This is a genomic window from Curvibacter sp. GW821-FHT01G03 (assembly GCF_059422285.1).
In genome coordinates this window covers 92793-108593 of record NZ_JBWKWP010000008.1, presented here as the reverse complement: position 1 = coordinate 108593, position 15801 = coordinate 92793, and the positions used below count along the sequence as shown (strand labels likewise).

12 protein-coding genes are annotated in these 15801 nt (G+C 65.9%); 4 read left to right on the top strand and 8 right to left on the bottom strand.

Annotation, left to right across the window (positions count from 1 at the left end; all coding sequences use genetic code 11):
* Positions 1–9: 9 nt before the first annotated feature.
* The 3 genes from AC07VS_RS13190 to AC07VS_RS13180 form a co-directional block, all read right to left on the bottom strand.
* Complete coding sequence (locus AC07VS_RS13190) at positions 10–1257, bottom strand: MFS transporter (RefSeq protein WP_494657169.1); 1248 nt, start codon at positions 1255–1257, stop codon at positions 10–12.
* Positions 1258–1384: 127 nt separating this feature from the next.
* On the bottom strand, positions 1385–2224 hold the full coding sequence (locus AC07VS_RS13185) for a putative hydro-lyase (protein ID WP_492347671.1): 840 nt from the start codon (positions 2222–2224) through the stop codon (positions 1385–1387).
* A 211-nt stretch (positions 2225–2435) separates the two neighbouring features.
* Positions 2436–3344: a LysR family transcriptional regulator gene (locus AC07VS_RS13180; protein ID WP_492347672.1), complete on the bottom strand. Its 909-nt coding sequence runs from the start codon at positions 3342–3344 to the stop codon at positions 2436–2438.
* Positions 3345–3467: 123 nt separating this feature from the next.
* Between AC07VS_RS13180 and arsC the strand changes: the two genes are divergently transcribed.
* A complete protein-coding gene (gene arsC / locus AC07VS_RS13175; protein ID WP_492347673.1) occupies positions 3468–3890 on the top strand; it encodes an arsenate reductase (glutaredoxin) in 423 nt (140 codons plus the stop codon).
* Positions 3891–3923: 33 nt separating this feature from the next.
* On the opposite strand, the gene AC07VS_RS13170 is transcribed toward arsC, so the two are convergent.
* On the bottom strand, positions 3924–6056 hold the full coding sequence (locus AC07VS_RS13170; RefSeq protein ID WP_492347674.1) for a TonB-dependent siderophore receptor: 2133 nt from the start codon (positions 6054–6056) through the stop codon (positions 3924–3926).
* A gap of 170 nt (positions 6057–6226) precedes the next feature.
* Between AC07VS_RS13170 and AC07VS_RS13165 the strand changes: the two genes are divergently transcribed.
* The 3 genes from AC07VS_RS13165 (at position 6227) to AC07VS_RS13155 (ending at position 9793) form a co-directional block, all read left to right on the top strand.
* A complete protein-coding gene (locus AC07VS_RS13165; RefSeq protein ID WP_494657166.1) occupies positions 6227–6835 on the top strand; it encodes a class I SAM-dependent methyltransferase in 609 nt (202 codons plus the stop codon).
* A gap of 220 nt (positions 6836–7055) precedes the next feature.
* Positions 7056–9035 (top strand): sensor histidine kinase, encoded by a 1980-nt coding sequence (locus tag AC07VS_RS13160; protein WP_492347676.1) that lies wholly within the window; start codon positions 7056–7058, stop codon positions 9033–9035.
* The gene (locus AC07VS_RS13155) at positions 9032–9793 is read left to right on the top strand and encodes a response regulator transcription factor (RefSeq protein ID WP_494751153.1); all 762 of its coding nucleotides are present in this window, start codon (positions 9032–9034) and stop codon (positions 9791–9793) included. The genes AC07VS_RS13160 and AC07VS_RS13155 overlap by 4 nt, the downstream gene beginning before the upstream one ends.
* 33 nt (positions 9794–9826) lie before the next feature.
* On the opposite strand, the gene AC07VS_RS13150 is transcribed toward AC07VS_RS13155, so the two are convergent.
* The 4 genes from AC07VS_RS13150 to AC07VS_RS13135 all read right to left on the bottom strand — a co-directional run bounded on the left by AC07VS_RS13150 (position 9827) and on the right by AC07VS_RS13135 (position 15443).
* Positions 9827–11251 (bottom strand): TAXI family TRAP transporter solute-binding subunit, encoded by a 1425-nt coding sequence (locus tag AC07VS_RS13150; RefSeq protein WP_494751152.1) that lies wholly within the window; start codon positions 11249–11251, stop codon positions 9827–9829.
* Between the two features lie 11 nt (positions 11252–11262).
* Positions 11263–12975 carry a carboxylesterase/lipase family protein gene (locus AC07VS_RS13145; RefSeq protein WP_492347679.1) on the bottom strand — a complete coding sequence of 571 codons (1713 nt, stop codon included), beginning with the start codon at positions 12973–12975 and terminating at the stop codon, positions 11263–11265.
* 73 nt (positions 12976–13048) lie between these two features.
* Positions 13049–13774, bottom strand: coding sequence for a response regulator transcription factor (locus tag AC07VS_RS13140; RefSeq protein WP_492347680.1), 726 nt, complete (start codon positions 13772–13774; stop codon positions 13049–13051).
* A gap of 10 nt (positions 13775–13784) precedes the next feature.
* Positions 13785–15443: a sensor histidine kinase gene (locus AC07VS_RS13135; protein WP_494751151.1), complete on the bottom strand. Its 1659-nt coding sequence runs from the start codon at positions 15441–15443 to the stop codon at positions 13785–13787.
* Between the last annotated feature and the right edge of the window lie 358 nt (positions 15444–15801).

Sequence of the window (15801 nt, the reverse complement as noted above, 5' to 3'; positions counted from 1 at the left end):
AGAAAGGGGTCAGCGCGCCGGGGCGGCGCTGGGGCTCAGTTCTCGGCCCTGGGTTTCGGGCAGTGCCAGGGCGGCGATGATCACCAGGCCGTAGCAGAAGGCCGAGATCCAGCCAATCGTCTGGCCCAGGGGCAAGGTGGCACTCAGTTGGCCGATCAGGGCCGGGCAGATGGCGCCGATGGCGCGGCCGAAGTTGTAGCTGAAGCCCTGGCCCGAGCCGCGCACGTCGCCGGGGAACAGCTCCGACAGGAAGGCCCCCATGCCCGAGAAGATGCCCGACAGGAAGAAGCCCAGCGGAAAGCCCAGCACCAGCATCAGGCTGTCGGTGATCGGGATCTGGGTGTAGCTCAGCACCAGGGCGGCGCCCATGGCGGCAAACAAGATGAAGCAGCGTCGACGGCCGATGGCGTCCGACAGCCAGGCGCTGGTCAGATAGCCCACGAATGAGCCGGCGATCAGCACCAGCAGGTAGGTGCTGGTGCCCAGCACCGAGAGCTGGCGCTCGGTCTTCAGGAAGGTGGGCAACCAGGTGGTCACCGAGTAGTAGGCGCCCTGCATGCCGGTGGCCAGCAGGCTGGCCAGCACGGTGGTGCGCAGCAGGCTGGGGTGGAAGATGCGCAGGAAATTGCTGCGCTGGCCGCTGGCGCGCAGCCGGGCTTGCTCGGCCAGGAACACCTCGGGCTCACCGAGGTTGCGGCGGATGTACAGGATCAGCACGGCGGGCGCAATGCCGATCCAGAACAGCACCTTCCAGGCCTGTTCGGGCGGCAGCACCGCGTACATGCCCCAGAAGGCCAGCGCCGAAGCCGCCCAGCCCACGGCCCAGCTGCTTTGCACCAGGCCGGCGGCCTTGCCGCGGTGGCGCGCCGAGATGGTCTCGGCGATCAGCACCGAGCCCACGGCCCATTCGCCGCCCATGCCGAAGCCCTGCATGGCGCGGGTGAAGAACAGTTGGCCGAAGGAGTTGGTGAAGCCGCTCAGAAAGGTGAACAGCGCAAACCACAGCACCGTCCATTGCAGCACCCGCACCCGGCCGAAGCGGTCGGCCAGCACGCCGGCGGCCCAGCCGCCGACGGCCGAAGTCAGCAGGGCGCCGGTGGCGATGTAGCCGGCCTCGGCCTTGCTCATGTTCCAGGCCGCCAGCAGCGTGGGGATCAGGAAGGTGTAGATCATGTAGTCAAAGCCGTCCACGCCATAGCCGGCAAAGGTGGCGGTGAGCGTGCGGCGCTCAGAAGGGGTTGTTTGTTGTAGCCACATGGTGAGGTTCTGATTGAGGGTTGAGGGAGGGTGAAGAAAATCCGGGTTGTGCGGGTCCCGGCCCCCGCGCACTGGGCGTTGGGGCCTGAAAGGTTCGGACAGGGGGCGGGCACCAGGCCCGCGGCGCTCAGTGCGCTTGCCGCAGCTCGCGGTTCAGCCGGTCGGTGACCAGCATGTGGCCCGGTGCATGCGTGATGCAGAAGGCCGGACGTGCGGCTGCAATCGCAGCCTGAGGCGTCACGCCACAGGCCCAGAACACGGGCAGCTCGTCGTCGTGCACGGCCACGGCATCGCCGTAGTCGGGTCGGGTCAGGTCGGCGATGCCGATCAGGGCCGGGTCGCCGATGTGGATGGGGGCGCCGTGAACCTGCGGTGTGCGGGCCGTGATCTGCACGGCCCGGATCGCGTCGGCCGCCTTCAGCGGCCGCATGGACACCACAGTGGGGCCATGGAACACACCGACCGATCGGGTCGGGAGGTTGCTGCGGTACATGGCCACATTCAGTCCTTGCTCGACATGGCGCAGCGCGATGCCGGCCTCCAGCAGCGCGTGCTCGAACGAGAACGAGCAGCCCAGCGCAAAGGTCACCAGGTCATCACGCCACCAGTCGCGCAAGTCGCTGGTCTCGGCCACGCGTTCACCGTGGCGCCACACGTGGTAGCGCGGCACATCGGTGCGCACATCCAGGTCCAGCCCCAGCGCGGGCAGGGCGGGCGAGCCCGGTTCGGACACCGCCAGCAGCGGGCAGGGCGTGGGGTTGAGTTCGCAAAAGCGCTTGAAGTCCTCGGCCAGGGCTTGCGGCAGGATGGCCAGGTTGACCTGCACGTGCTCGCGGGCCAGGCCGCTGGTGTGACTCTGCAGCCGGCCTGAGCGGGCGGCCAGTCGCACCTCCAGCGCGCTGGCGTCGGGGCCGGGCAGCTCGCTCAGAGGGGCGGTGGTCGGGGTGGCGGAGATCGTGCTATTCATGGTGCGTGTCTTCAAGAGCCATCACGCGATGGGCGTGATCAGTGGCGATGGGGCGGATTGTGGAAGCCACCGCGCCTTGAATCCAACGCAAAATTTGCTGTGTTTGTCATCGAAAAAATCGATGACGCCGAGAGAATTCTCGATATTGCGAAATGCGTGCCAAGGCCATCAGGACTTACCCCAGGGGCCCGGTGCGCCAGGCTGGTGCATTTCAGGCGCCGGCGCGGCTGCGGCGTACCGGCTTGGTGCGGCCTACGTAGGCTTGTGCCGATTCGAGCACCGATTCGGCCACCCCCGAGCCGGGGTCGGCGCGGTAGCTGGCGTGGATGGGCAGGGGCGCCAAGGTCACCTCCGAGCGCAGGATGCGCAGCAACAGGCGACTCGACAGGTGGCGGGTGGCGGCGCGGGGCAGGGTGGCAATGCCAAAACCCCCTTCTACCAGTTGCACCATCGCCGAAATCGATGAGATCGCATGGATGCGCGGGGCCGGCAGACCCGCCTCCTGAAAGCGCTGCAGCAGGCTCTGGTGGGGCTGAGAGCCGCGCTGAAAGGTGATCAGATCGTGCTGCGCCAGGTCGGCCAGCGTGTAGCGTGCCTGCGCGTGCAGCGCCTTGTGGCCGACGAAGACCATCTCCATGGCCGGCATCAGCCGGGTGTGCACCTCGCTGTCGCTGCCCGCGATCGAGGTGAACACCAGGTCTTGTGCGCCGCGCCGGATCTGGTCGACCAGCACGGGCGAGGTTTCCACCGTCAGCTCCAGCTCGAAGTCGGGGTGCTGCTGGCGCACCTCCTGCAACCAGCCCGGCAGCCAGCTGTGGACCACCGATTCGATGGCCCCGATGCGCAGCGCCATCGGCCCGCCACTGCCCGAGCCCAGCTCCTGTTTGACCTGGCGCTGCAGCTCCAGCAGGCGTTGGGCATGCAGCTGGAATCGCTGTCCGGCCACCGTGAGCCGGAACTGCTTCTCGCGCCGGTCCAGCAGCACCACGCCGAGCTCTTCCTCCAGCGAGGCAATGCGGTTGGACATGGCCGATTGCGTGATGTGCAGCTTTTCGGCCGCACGGGTGATGCTTTTGAGCGAGGCGGCCCAGTGAAAAGCTTCGACGAATCGCAGGTTCATGGGAGGCGATTGTGGACGCCGGAGCGGCCTGCCAGGCAGACGGGGCTGAATTTGTTCAGGCGCCGGGCGGGCTTGTGCACCGCTGCCATCCCAGCTTCACCCAAGTTTGAAACAATACCGCCCATGAGCAACATCACCATTTACCACAACCCCTCGTGCGGAACCTCGCGCAACACCCTGGCCATGATCCGCAACAGCGGCGTCGAGCCCGAGGTCATCCTTTACCTCAAGACGCCACCTGATCGCGCGCAACTGCTGGCCCTGATCGCCGCCACGGGCCAGCCGGTGATCGAGCTGGTGCGCACCAAGGAGGCTGTGTTCAAGGAGCTGGGCCTGGATGCCCCCGGCATCAGCGACGCCCAACTGGTGGACGCCATGCTGGCCCACCCCATCCTGATCAACCGACCCATCGTGGTCAGCCCCCTGGGCACACGCCTGTGCCGGCCCTCCGAGTGGGTGCTGGATCTGTTGCCTCAGCCCCAGCAGGCCGCCTTCACCAAGGAAGACGGTCAGGCCGTGGTGGATGCGCAGGGGCGCAGGGTCTGAGCCTGGCGATGCCTTCGGGCCTGTGTCGACAGATCAGAACTCCACCTTCAACGAGGCCTTCAATGTGCGCGGTGCACCCGCGGCAAGGCGGGTGCCACCGGCGGCCCAGTACTGTTTGTCGGCTGCGTTGTCGAGGTTGACCTGCCAGGTGCTGCGTTGGCCCAGGGTGCGGTCCACATAGCGGGCACCCAGGCTGTACAGGGTCACGCCGGGCAGCCAGGCCTGGTTCAGGTCGTTCACCGGCCGGCGCCCGGTGGTATAGGCCCCGGCGTTGAGCGACAGGCCCGGCAGGGCGGGTACGTTGTACGACACGAAGTTGCTCAGCGTCTGGCGTGAGGCGTTCTCGGGCAGCTTGCCTTCATAGGCGCTGCTCACATGCTGAAAGCGCGGGTCCAGCCACTGGGCCGAGCCCTGCCAGGACCACTGACGTGTGAGCGGCCCCTGAGCGGCCAGCTCCAGGCCCTGGTAGCGCTGCTGGCCGTCGGCCACATACACGTTGCTGCTGTTGGTGTAGTAGCCGGGCCGGCGGATGTCGAACACCGCGGCCGACAGCAGCAGGCCGGCCGGGCGCTGCCAGCGCACGCCCAGCTCCTGCTGGCGGCTCACGCCGGGGGCCAGGCGCACGTTCTGGTTCACCGTTCCAGTGGGGCCTGCCTCGCCTTCTTCAAGGCCCTGAGCGTAGCTGGCGTAGGCCGAGACCTGCGGGGTGATCTGGTGGATCAGCGCGGCCATCGGGGTGGTTTTGGCCACGTCGTACAGGGCCGTGCCCTGCTCGCTGCGGTAGCGGGTATGGCGCAGGCCCGCGATCACCTGCCAGCCGGGGCGCAGTTCGATGCGGTCCACGGCGTACAGCCCGGTGTCGCTGGTCTTGAGCCCGGCGGTGGTGGGGCTGGTGGGTAAAGAGCCCCAGACCACGCTGGTGAGCGGTACCGGGCTGTACAGGTTTTGCGACGCCACGCTGTAGCTGCGCTGGTAGACCGGGTCTTGTGTTTTGTCGGTGCGGCTCAGGCCCAGGGTCAGCTCATGGCGCAGGCCCAGGGCTTGCACGCTGCCGAACAGCTCGGCGCGCAGCAGGTCTGAGCCCACGGCCAGGTGCTGGCTGTTGCCGGTGATGCGCCCGGCGCCGGTGGCAATCGAGGCCTGGTCGTTGAAGCGGAAGATCGCCAGGTTGCGGTCGCGCAGGGTTTGCGAATGGCCAGCCTCCAGCGTCAGCGCCCATTGGTCGCTGAGGGCGTAGTCAGCCCGCAACTGCGCCAGGCTCGACTCGGTGTCGAACGCGGTGTTGGCGGGCGCCACCAATTTGCGCGCATCCACCGGGTGCGGCAGGGTGATCGTGCCGTTCACGGCCGTGGGCAGGTTGATGCCGATCTGTTCGTTGGTCTGGCGCTTGTCATAAGACAGGTCGGCCTGCAGCTTCAGGCGGCTGTTGACCCGCCAATCCAGTGCTGCCGAGGCAAACCGCCGCTGGCCCTTGCCGGTGTTCTCCAGGTAAGAGCCCAGCGAGCCGCCGGCTGCGTTCAGGCGCAGACCGAACTCTTGCTCGCTGCCGAAGCGGCGCGCCATCTCGGCGCTGGCGATGGCCCGGCCCTGGTTGTCCAGCGTGATGCCGACCGAGTTCACCGGCTGGGCCCCGGCCCGCTTGGTGACAAAGTTGACCACGCCTGCCGGCGAGGTGAAGCCGTAGTACAGCGCCGAGGCGCCCTTGAGCACCTCGACGCGCTCCTTGTCCTCCATGGGGATCTGCGCAAAGTTCATGATCGGCATCGAGCCATTGAGGCGGTAGTTGGTGCGGTTTTCCACCGGCATGCCGCGGATCACCAACTGATCCCAGGTCTCGCCACCGTTTTGCTGGCGCGTCACGCCGGCGGTGTTGCGCAGGGCGTCGTACAGGCCGCTGGCCCCTTGCAGCTCCAGCACCTCGCGGGTGACCACGTTGACGGTGGAGGGCACCTCCATCACCGAGGCGCCCCGGAAGGTGCCGGCCTCCACGGTTTCGGGCACAAACCCGTCGGCGCGGGCCTGCTGTACGGTCACGGTCTTCAGCGCGGCTTCGGGTTCGCCTTCGCGCGGGGGCTGCGCCGTTTGGGCTCGGGCGCCGGGCAGGGCCAGGGTTGTGAAAAGCAGGATGGACAGGGCATTGCGCCTGGGGCGTTTCAGGATGGGCATGGGTCAGGCCGCTGGGCTGGTGGTGATGTCAGAGTCTGAATTGTATGAGAATGATTCGTATTTGAATTTGAAAGTCAAAAACTGCAAGCCGCCGTGCCCTCACCTGGGCGGCGCTGCGCCATACTCCCGGCTCCCCCAGCGGTTGGGGGTTTTGGTGACAAGGATCCGTTGTGCAATCAGCCAGTGAGCAGTGGTTTGACGAGGCGTATTACCAGCGCTTTTACTTTGACAAGAAGACCCGTGTGGTGGACGCCGGTCATGCCGAGCGTCTGGGGGCCTTTGTCTGCCATTACCTGCAGTACCTGCGGGTACCGGTGCACCGGGTGCTTGATGTGGGCTGCGGCATCGGCCTGTGGCGCGAGGCCATCGCACGCCACTTTCCGGGCGCCAGTTACCAGGGCGTGGAGTACAGCGACTACCTGTGCCAGCGCTATGGATGGCAAAAGGGTTCGGTGGTCGATTACGCCAGCGCGCAGCCCTTTGATCTGGTGATCTGCCAGGGCGTGTTGCCCTACCTGAGCCCCGCCGATCTGACCCTGGCGCTGCGCAATCTGGCCCGGCTGTGCAAGGGCGCACTCTACGTGGAGGCCGTGGCCCGTGAGGACTATGAGCGCGACATCATCGACGAAGACCTGACCGACGCCCGCCTGTTCCGTCACCGCGCCGCGCTGTACCGACGCGGCCTGCAGGAGGGCTTTGTCGAGTTGGGTGGTGGCGTCTGGCTGAGCCGCCAGGCCGATCTGCCTTTGTTTGAGTTGGAGTGTCTGGGCGGGCGTTGACCTTGGAGTGGCGCTGCCGCAGCGCTACCATCCACACCGCAAGGTCAAGCCGCATGCGGCGCGTTGCAAGACCGCCCTCCTCGAATCTCAAGGTTTTTCCATGCCGTGGTTGTTGCTGAATCGACTTCAGATCCTTCGTCCAAGGGCGCTTTCGGATGGTTTCCGGTGTCTGATCCTGGCTTGTTTGCTGGTCATGACGGTCAGGGGCTGGGCACTTGAGATGGCGCCCGACTTCGGTGCCCGGAGCCTCAGTCTGGCCGCCGCCGCCGAGGTGCTGGAGGACCCGGAGGGCCAACTCGATTGGCCCGATCTCGATCGTCCCGAGGTCCGTGCCAGGTTTCAACCCGTGCCCCACCCTGTGGGCGACCTGAACTTCGGCTTCACGGCTTCGACTTACTGGGTGCGCCTGAACCTGGCCGCTCCCGCCGGGGCGACATCAGATTACCTGCTCGAGGTGCCCTATGCCTCGCTGGACCACCTGGATGTCTGGGTGCCGGGCCGACCGCCCTGGCGCACCGGCAGCCAGCATCCCATGAGCAGTCGTGCCTATCCCGACCATTTTTTTGTTTTTCCAGTGCACCTCGGGCCGGAGCCTGTTCAGGTCTATCTGCGGGTGCAATCCAATTACGCATTGACCCTGCCTTTGTATTTATGGCAAGCCGAGCGCTTTCAAGTCGAGCGTCAAAACACGCTGATTCTGCAATTTTTGTACTACGGCGGACTGCTGGCGCTGTTGAGCTACAACCTTTTTCTGTACCTCTCCCTGCATGACCGCCGGTTTTTGTTTTATTCGCTGTATGCCGCGACTTTTGGTCTGGGCATTTTTGCCGGCAATGGCTATGGGCGCATGGTCCTGTGGCCGGACGCGGCTCATTTTGATGAATTCAGCCAGAACCTGCTGCTGGCCCTGGCCGCTGTTTTCCTGGTTCAGTTTTCCCGTGAGTTTCTGCAGACCCAAACGCGTTTGCCCCGCTGCGACAGGCTGTTGAAAATCTGTGGCGGCGGCTTCGGGATATTGAGCCTGGGCTTCTTCGCATGCATGTTCTGGCCCGACATGCCCGTGCGCTGGTTGAACCTTGGCATGATGGCCGATGGCCTGATGCTTGGGGCCTCGTCGTTTGGCATCGGTTGGTTGGCTTTGCGCCGTGGGCATGCCTCGGCGCGTTTCTTCATCCTGGCGTGGTGCTGTCTTTCGTTGGGCATGTTGGTGGCCACCTTGCGGGCCTTCAGCTGGCTGCCCACCAATGGACTCACCTCGTATGCGCTGCAGATTTCCTCCGCTTTTGAGATGCTTTTGCTGGCCTTCGCCCTGGCCGATCTCATTCATCAGGAGCGCGCAGCCCGCACCCGGGCCCAGGACGAGGCCTTGCAATCCCACAGGCAGATGCTCGCGGCCCTGCGGGTGTCCGAAGACCAACTGGAACGCGCGGTTCAGGAGCGAACCATTCAGCTCGAAGTCGCCCTGCGCAAAGAGCAGGCCTTGATCCAGCAATACGTTCGCTTCGGTTCGATGATTTCGCACGAGTTTCGCAACCCCCTGGGCATCATCGACAGCCAGGCCAGCCTGATGCGCAAGGAGCGCGAACTCGGCCGCGATCAGACCGAAAAGCGCCTCACCATCATCGCCAGTGCCACGCGCCGCCTGGCCATGATGTTCGAGCGCTGGATGCTCACCGATCGCCTGGGCCACGCCCTACAACACCTTGCACCAGCCCCGCTGGTGCTGACGCCGTGGCTGCAGCACCTGCTTGAACTCAATCCCCATTGGGTGAGCAACCACCTCTTGCGCACGCGGTGGGCCCCTGACGTGCCGGCGGTGCTGGCCGATGCCTCACTGTTGGAGATGGTGCTGTCCAACCTGTTGGACAATGCCGGCAAGTACTCGCCCGAAGGCAGTCAGATCACACTTGAAACCTGTGCCAAACCCGGCTTTGGTGGGTTTTCGGTGCTTGACCAGGGCATGGGCATCGCCCCTGAACTGCATGCCGACATCTTCGACGAGTTCTTTCGCGTGGCGCCAGAGGGGCCGATCCGGGGCATGGGCCTGGGCTTGCCGCTGGTACAACGCGTGGTCGAGGTGCATGGCGGCCAGATCGAGCTCCGCAGTGAGGTGGGGCACGGCAGTTGCTTCACCGTCTGGCTGCCCGTGTTGAAGTCGTCGTCCCCATCCCCCGCTGAATCCGAGGTCTGCAGCGCATGAACAAAGACAAGCCATCCTGCCGAGTGTTGATCGTCGAAGACGAAGCGGATCTGCGTGAGGCCATGGTCACCTACCTTGAAATGGAAGGCTGCCTGGCCGATGGTGTGGCCGATCTGAAGTCGGCCCAGCGCTGGGTCGAGCGGCACCCCTTCGACATCCTGGTGCTTGACCTGGGCCTGCCTGATGGCGATGGCCTCGAATGGCTGGCGCAGGGACGTGACCTTCGCGACAAAGGGGTGATCATTTGCAGCGCCCGGGGCAGTACCGAGCAAAGGGTGGCGGGCCTGCGCACCGGCGCCGACGGCTACCTGGTCAAACCCGTGTCGCTCGAAGAACTGGCTTCCCTGACCCACAACCTGGCGCGACGCCTGCACAAGCCCGTCGAACGCGCACCGCGCTGGGTGCTCAGCCCGCTCAACTGGCGGTTGATCTCGCCTCAGGGGCTGGCCATCGACCTGACCCACTCTGAGCAGGAACTGCTTTGCGCGCTTGCGAAAACCCCGGGTCAGGTGGTGGGCCGTGCCGAGATCGTGCGGGCCCTCAAGCAAAACCCGCTGGACTATGACCTGCGCCGCCTTGAAATCCTGGTGCGCCGGCTGCGCAGCAAGGTCAAAGACCAGACCGGTGGCATGCTGCCCATCAGCACGGTGCACGCTCAGGGCTATGCCTTCACTGCGCTGATCGAGGTCGATGAAGCCGAAGCGGGCAGCCCCTGGCCCCGAGGGGCCGGCCAGTCAGTGCATCAGAAGGCCGGGTGAGGGCGCAGGGGGCGTTTTCACCTAGGCGCGGGCTCAGTGAGGTTCATCGGTTGAGTGACCGGCGCTGGATGGGTCGTTCAGCGCCTGTTGGGTTTGCCGGGCCTGTTCACGCAGTTCGGACAGGGTGGTTTGCAGGTCGAACAGGTCGGAGATCTTGCCGGTTTCGGTCCAATGCGCCTGCATGTCGGTCTCCAGTTCATCCAGTTGCTCCAGCACCCAGCCCAGTTCGGGGGCGGTGCGGGCCTCGTGCACGTCACGGGCCAGCCGGTGCACCGTGTACCAGTACACGGTCATGCGGGTCTCTGTGGGCAGCTGGCGCCAGGTGATCAGCTGCATGAGCAGCGGCCAGGCCACCACCATCACCGCAAACAAGGTGCCCCAGGTGCCTTCGACCAGGCTTGCCAGGGTGTTGGGCAGGTAGTCGAACACCATGGGCAGGCCACCCGAAAAGTAGCGTTCGCCCACTGGGCTCAGGGGCACGCGTTGGTCCACGTATTTCGGAAAGTAGCCCGGCTTGGCAAAAAAATCGCCGCGATTGCGGCTGATGCTGGCGGCCGCACGCAAAAACAGCCACTGCAGGGCCGGGTGCGTCTTGCTCTCCACCACCAGCGTGACCGAGGTCGCCAGCAAGGTCAGGTCTTGTGGGGGGTAGACATGCTCCAGGTCGATGGCCCCGCGCGGCAGGGTGACCAGGTCCAGGTAGGGCATGCGCTTCACGAAGGCCGGGGCCAGCTTGAACTCCACGATCTGCCGGTCGGGCACCTTCAGCAGCTTTTGCACCGTGGGGGAGTCGATGCCGTCCACGATGAACACCGCGTCCAATTGGCCGCGGGCAAAGCGGTCGGCCGCTTCCTCGTGGGGAATCTCGAACCGCTGGGGCCCCGGACTCAGGGAGGTGCCCTGCAGCTTCAGCATGCGGTTCAGGAACAGGCGGGTGTTCGTGCCTTGCATGCCGATGGCCATGCGGCGTTGCAGCAGGTCTTGCAGCGGGTGGTCCGGTTCGGGGGCTGCGCCGCGGTAGAACAGCCACACGGGCGAGTACTTCAGGCTCCCCAGCGACACCATGCCGGCGGGCGGGTCCTGGCCACTGGTGCCGGCCGTGATGAAGCTGGCGTTCACGCGGGCCTCGTCGTCGACCAGCGCGTGCAGGCCCTCGTCCAGCCCCTGGGTGGGCAGCAACTCCACCTCTACCCCATACGACTTGAAAAAGTCGGCGAACTTTTCAGACAGCAGGTAATACGAAGACCCCCGCTGCCCGGTGCCCAGGACGATCTTCGAGGGCGGCAAGGGGTCCAGATAGGCCAGAAACGCGATCAGGGCCAGCAGCGTCAGCGGCACGCTCCAACCGTAGTAGCGCAGCAACTGCCACCAGCCTCGCAACTCACGCCGGAACTCGTGGCGAAAGTACGCCTGCAGGCGGTGCCTCAGGCGATCGGGTCGGCGGCGCTGCAGCGGCATCACGATGGCGCTCAGGGCAGTTGAAAGTGCTGCTGCCAGAACGCGCTGCAGCGGTGCTGTTCATCGGCGTTGTAGGCCACGGAGCTGCCGGGCACCAGCAGCATCACCGAGGCGCCACCGCGGTAGCGCGGCCAATGGGGCAGGCCGGCGCCATTGGGTTGGCCACGGTGCACGAAGCCGGCCCACTGGCGCACCATCTGGTCCGACAGCCCGCGCGATTCCAGCGTCAGCTCGGGCCCATTGATGCTGGCCTTGTTCGACAGCTTGGGGAACAGGTAGTTGAGTTCGCTCGAATGCACCGAGCCCATCGCAAAATCTGGGTAGGGCGCCGAGATGCCCACCCCCAGCACCGGCGCGTTCTCATCGGCAAACTCGAACTGGAAGACCGGCGCCGGGTGTGCCTGGGTGGCGCGCTTCTGACGGATCACGTCCGAGGTGTGCAGGTACAGGCAGTTGTTGATGCCGATCTGGGGCGAGTAGTCCGAAGCCAGCCGGCCCAGCGCTTCGCGCAAGGCCTGGGTGGTGGGCCAGCCGCCTTCGGGCCGGTACTCTTTCATCACCGCATCCACCTTGTCTTTGCCGTAGTTCAGTGCCAGCCAGGTGGGCAGATTGGCCTCGTCCAGCGGCAGCCCGTGGCCGCCCTGTGCTGCCTGCCAGAAGTACCCCTCGTAGAGCCGGATCTCATGGCGCGTCCCGCCCATCAACAGCGGCACCCGCGAGAAGTGGCCCTGGTCCAGCGCCTCGCGGGTGCTGCGGGGCACGGTCGCATTGGGCTGTGCAGGGTTGCCGACCACGGGCGCGAACGGGATGAAATCACCAGGGTGCTGCTCGGCGTAGTGCCCTTGTTGGGTCAGCAAGGCTTCCACGCTCTGACCCCGCAGGCACTGGGCCGCCTCGGCCTGGTTGCCGCGGCAGTCCAGGGCCTCGGCAATGGCCACGCCAACGGCCTGTGCCTCGGTCACGGTCTTCATGGGCTGCAGGCAGCCCGCGCTTTGCAAAATGGCCTGCTGGAACAGGCCCTTGACCTTCTCGCTGCTGGCCAGGTGCATGCACACCGAGCCCGCCCCAGCCGATTCGCCGGCCACTGTCACGCGCTTCGGGTCGCCGCCAAAGGCCGCGATGTTGCGCTGTACCCAGGCCAGAGCCATGCGCTGGTCTTCCAGCCCGTAGTTGCCGTTGTGCTGGGCGCCGTCGTCCAGGGCCGGGTGCGGCATGAAGCCGAACACACCCAGCCGGTAGTTCATCGACACCACCACCATGCGGCCTTCGCGGGCCAGCTTGTCCAGGCGGTACAGATTGGAAGACCCGCCCACGAACGCACCACCATGGATCCACACCATCACCGGCAACTTGGCACCGGCATGGGTGTTGGGCGGTGTGCTCACGTTCACGCTCAGGCAGTCTTCGGCTGTGCTGCCTTCGGTCAGGTTGAAGCGCGCCTGTTGCGGGCAGGCCGGGCCGAACTGGCTGCCATCACGCACCCCGTCCCAGGCTGCCGGCGCCTGGGGCAGGGCCCATCGCAAAGCGCCCATCGGCGCCGCCGCGTAGGGAATGCCACGGTACTCCCAGGCACCATTGCGCTCCACGCCGCTGACTTGCCCCGTCGCCGTCTGGCGCACCGGCACCGGGGCGGCCCAGGCGGCGTTCAGGCTCAACAGACAGGCCAGTGCACCGGCGGCTGAGCGCCGACCGAGCGGGATCGATGGGGGAAGTGTGAATTTCATGGCCTGACCTTTCTATGGATTGGCAAATGGGGTGTTGCTGCAGGACGGCCTGCTGGGGCCTTCTGAGACGGCTTCAGGGCGGGCCCGAGCGCCGCTCCACGGCCGGGCCGACATACGAGTAGCCGTGGTTGCGCCAGGTGACGATGCGCAGATCGGGGTCGAAACTTGCCAACTTCTGGCGCAGCCGGCTCATCACGGTGTTGATCCGACCTTCTGGAAAGTCCAGAAAATCGATGTTCAGGGCGGCGATCAGGGCTTCACGGCCCACTGTGCTGGCGCTGTGCTCCAGCAAGGGCAGCCAGACGCACTGGTCCTGCGGCGTCAGTGACAGGCTGCGCCCGTCCGGGCTCAACAGCACGCGCTTGTCCAGGTTCAAGCGCCAGTCCTGGGCCCCGCCTTCCTGTGGCGGGGTGGGCGCCACCCGGGCGTAAAGTGCCTGGATGTAGGCCGCCAGCTCGCGCCGGTCCACGGGCTTGACCAGGTACAGGTCGGCGCCTTGCTCGAAGCCGCGCAGCTTGTCATCGATCCCATCGCTGGCCGTCAGCATGATGATGCCCCGGCGTTGACGGTCCACCAGGCGTCGGGCGATCGAGTAGCCGCTTTCGCCCGGCAGGTTCACGTCCAGCACCAGGATGTCTGCTTCCTCGTGGGCCAGCCAGGCGTCCAGCGCCTGGGCTTCACCCACGCCGTGCACCTTGAAGCCCATGTGTCGCAACTGGTAGAGCAGGTCATCGCGCAGTTCGTCGTTGTCTTCGACCAACACGACGCGGGCCGTGCAAGGGGAGGGGGTCTGGCTCATGGTGACGGTCTCAGGCGGCCTGCAACGAGGCCAGCGCCTCGCCCAGGCCCAGCGCCGGGGCGGCGGCAGGGCTGCGCGCAGCTTCCTCGGTGCCTTGGAAGATCAGGGTGAAGCAGGTGCGGTTGCCCGCCAGGCTTTGTGCTTCTACCCGGCCGCGGTGCAGGCTGGCGATCGTCTGCACCAGGTGCAGGCCCAGACCGGCACCGCCCACCGGCCCGCTGGCATGGCGGCGCCAGTATTTCTGGAACACCTGGGCCAGCTCGGAGCGCGTCAGGGCCGGGCCTTCGCTGGTCACACTGCAGCGCACCAGGCGCAGATGGCTTTCATGGTCCTGGCCCGGACCGCTTTCCAGGCGCAGGGTCACCGTGGTGTGGGCGTGCCCATATTTGCGTGCGTTGTCGAGCAGGTTGCTCAATGCAAAGTGCAGCAGCTCGGCATCGGCCATCAGGGCGGGCCAGCCCTGCGGGAGCTCCAGGCGCAAGCGCCCGTCGGCACAGTCACCGATGGTCACGGGCAGCTCCAGCCCATCGCTCAGCTCTGGCAGGATCAAGGCGCTGCTGTGCATGGCCAGCAGTTCGGTCAGCAGTTCGGCCCAGTTCACCGGGCGCATCCGGACCGCCTGGCGCACCGTCTCGCGCCGCTCGCGGCTGAGGGCTTCGTTGGCCAGGCTGTCCAGCCGCTTCACGGCCGAGCGGATGCGCTGGTGGCGTTGCCGCAGCAGCGGTGAGTCTGCCCCGGGCAGCATCTCCAGAGTCTGGGTGGCCGAATCGATCACTGCCAACGGGGTGCGCACCTCGTGCCCGAACATGATCAGAAATTGCCCCAGTTCCTCTCGCTTGAGCCGCTCGACGTGGGCCTCCAACTGGTCGCTCAGGCGATCGCGGTCAAGCTGCGAACTCAAGACTTGCCGGTGCGCAAAGCAGGCCATCACCCCCAGCAGCTGCAGGGCAAGGCTCAGCGTGGCGTTGTGGTGAGACCACCATGCCAGGTCAGCGGGCGCCCAAGCAAACAAGCGGTCGGCCACTTGCAAGGCCAGCAACAGCAACGCCCAGGCGGCCAATTTGCCCCAACTGGCCTGTTCTGCCTGCAGCGCGCGGCGTGCACTCAGGGCCAGCAAGCCGCCCGCCAGCGCGGCCTCCAGCCACGGCAGCACGGCGGCACTCCAGGCTTGCCAGGGTGGATGCCAGGCCAGTGCGGCCACGGCCAGGGGCAGGGCCATCAGCGCCTGCAATCCATGACGCTGGTGGGCGGGCCATGGCAGGCCCGGCAACCGCAGGCCCAGTTGAAGCGCTGCAACCCATTGCAGCGCTTGCAGCGCCTGCCACACCGCGGCGTCCTGCTTGGCGGCCGGGAGAGAGAAGGCCAGCAGGGCCGACACCGCCAGGTACCCCAGCAGCCCGGCATACACCCGCTGCCGTGTTTTGACGAAGGACACCAGGGCCAGCAGCAAGGCCATGACCTGGGCACCCAGCAGGGCATCCCGCCAGGCCGGCATGTCGACCGCCAGGGCCGGGCCCAAAGGGCGCGGCGACAGCGCAGGGGCCTGTTCAGCCAGTGCCTGGGCCGAGCATTCGAACCCAAGCAGGCCCAGGCCGGTGGCCAGGGCGGCCAGCATCAGCCCGCGGCGCAGCGAGGGTGTCAGGCAGAAGGTCAGGAACGGGGGGGGCACACCGGATGCTCCGAGAAAGCCAGGGCCTGTGCCCTCGACGGCGCCTCAAAAATGGCTATTTGTGCAATATAAAAATGATAACAATAACTTTATCTCATTTTCATCATCGGATTTCGACCAATTACGACCAAATCCGACATTCATATTTATCAATTTATGCGGTGAACATCCCAGGACGAGCCGGTGTTCCCAACCTGTCAAAACATTGCAATTCGCCGGCGACCGTGGCCCAGGCACCCCGTGGTGCGCAGTGCGCGGGTATTCTTGATCGGCCTGGAGCCTGCGGGCTCTGGTGGTGCTGTGCGCCACCCGAGGGCGGTTCAAACCGCGGGTCCCTGGGCGCTGGAGTTCACGGATG

Coding starts and splice junctions, on each gene's coding strand:
- AC07VS_RS13190 (WP_494657169.1), bottom strand. CDS start 1,257: ATGTGGCTACAACAAACAACCCCTTCTGAGCGCCGCACGCTCACCGCC.
- AC07VS_RS13155 (WP_494751153.1), top strand. CDS start 9,032: ATGAACAAAGACAAGCCATCCTGCCGAGTGTTGATCGTCGAAGACGAA.
- AC07VS_RS13180 (WP_492347672.1), bottom strand. CDS start 3,344: ATGAACCTGCGATTCGTCGAAGCTTTTCACTGGGCCGCCTCGCTCAAA.
- AC07VS_RS13145 (WP_492347679.1), bottom strand. CDS start 12,975: ATGAAATTCACACTTCCCCCATCGATCCCGCTCGGTCGGCGCTCAGCC.
- AC07VS_RS13140 (WP_492347680.1), bottom strand. CDS start 13,774: ATGAGCCAGACCCCCTCCCCTTGCACGGCCCGCGTCGTGTTGGTCGAA.
- AC07VS_RS13160 (WP_492347676.1), top strand. CDS start 7,056: ATGGCGCCCGACTTCGGTGCCCGGAGCCTCAGTCTGGCCGCCGCCGCC.
- AC07VS_RS13150 (WP_494751152.1), bottom strand. CDS start 11,251: ATGCCGCTGCAGCGCCGCCGACCCGATCGCCTGAGGCACCGCCTGCAG.
- arsC (WP_492347673.1), top strand. CDS start 3,468: ATGAGCAACATCACCATTTACCACAACCCCTCGTGCGGAACCTCGCGC.
- AC07VS_RS13185 (WP_492347671.1), bottom strand. CDS start 2,224: ATGAATAGCACGATCTCCGCCACCCCGACCACCGCCCCTCTGAGCGAG.
- AC07VS_RS13170 (WP_492347674.1), bottom strand. CDS start 6,056: ATGCCCATCCTGAAACGCCCCAGGCGCAATGCCCTGTCCATCCTGCTT.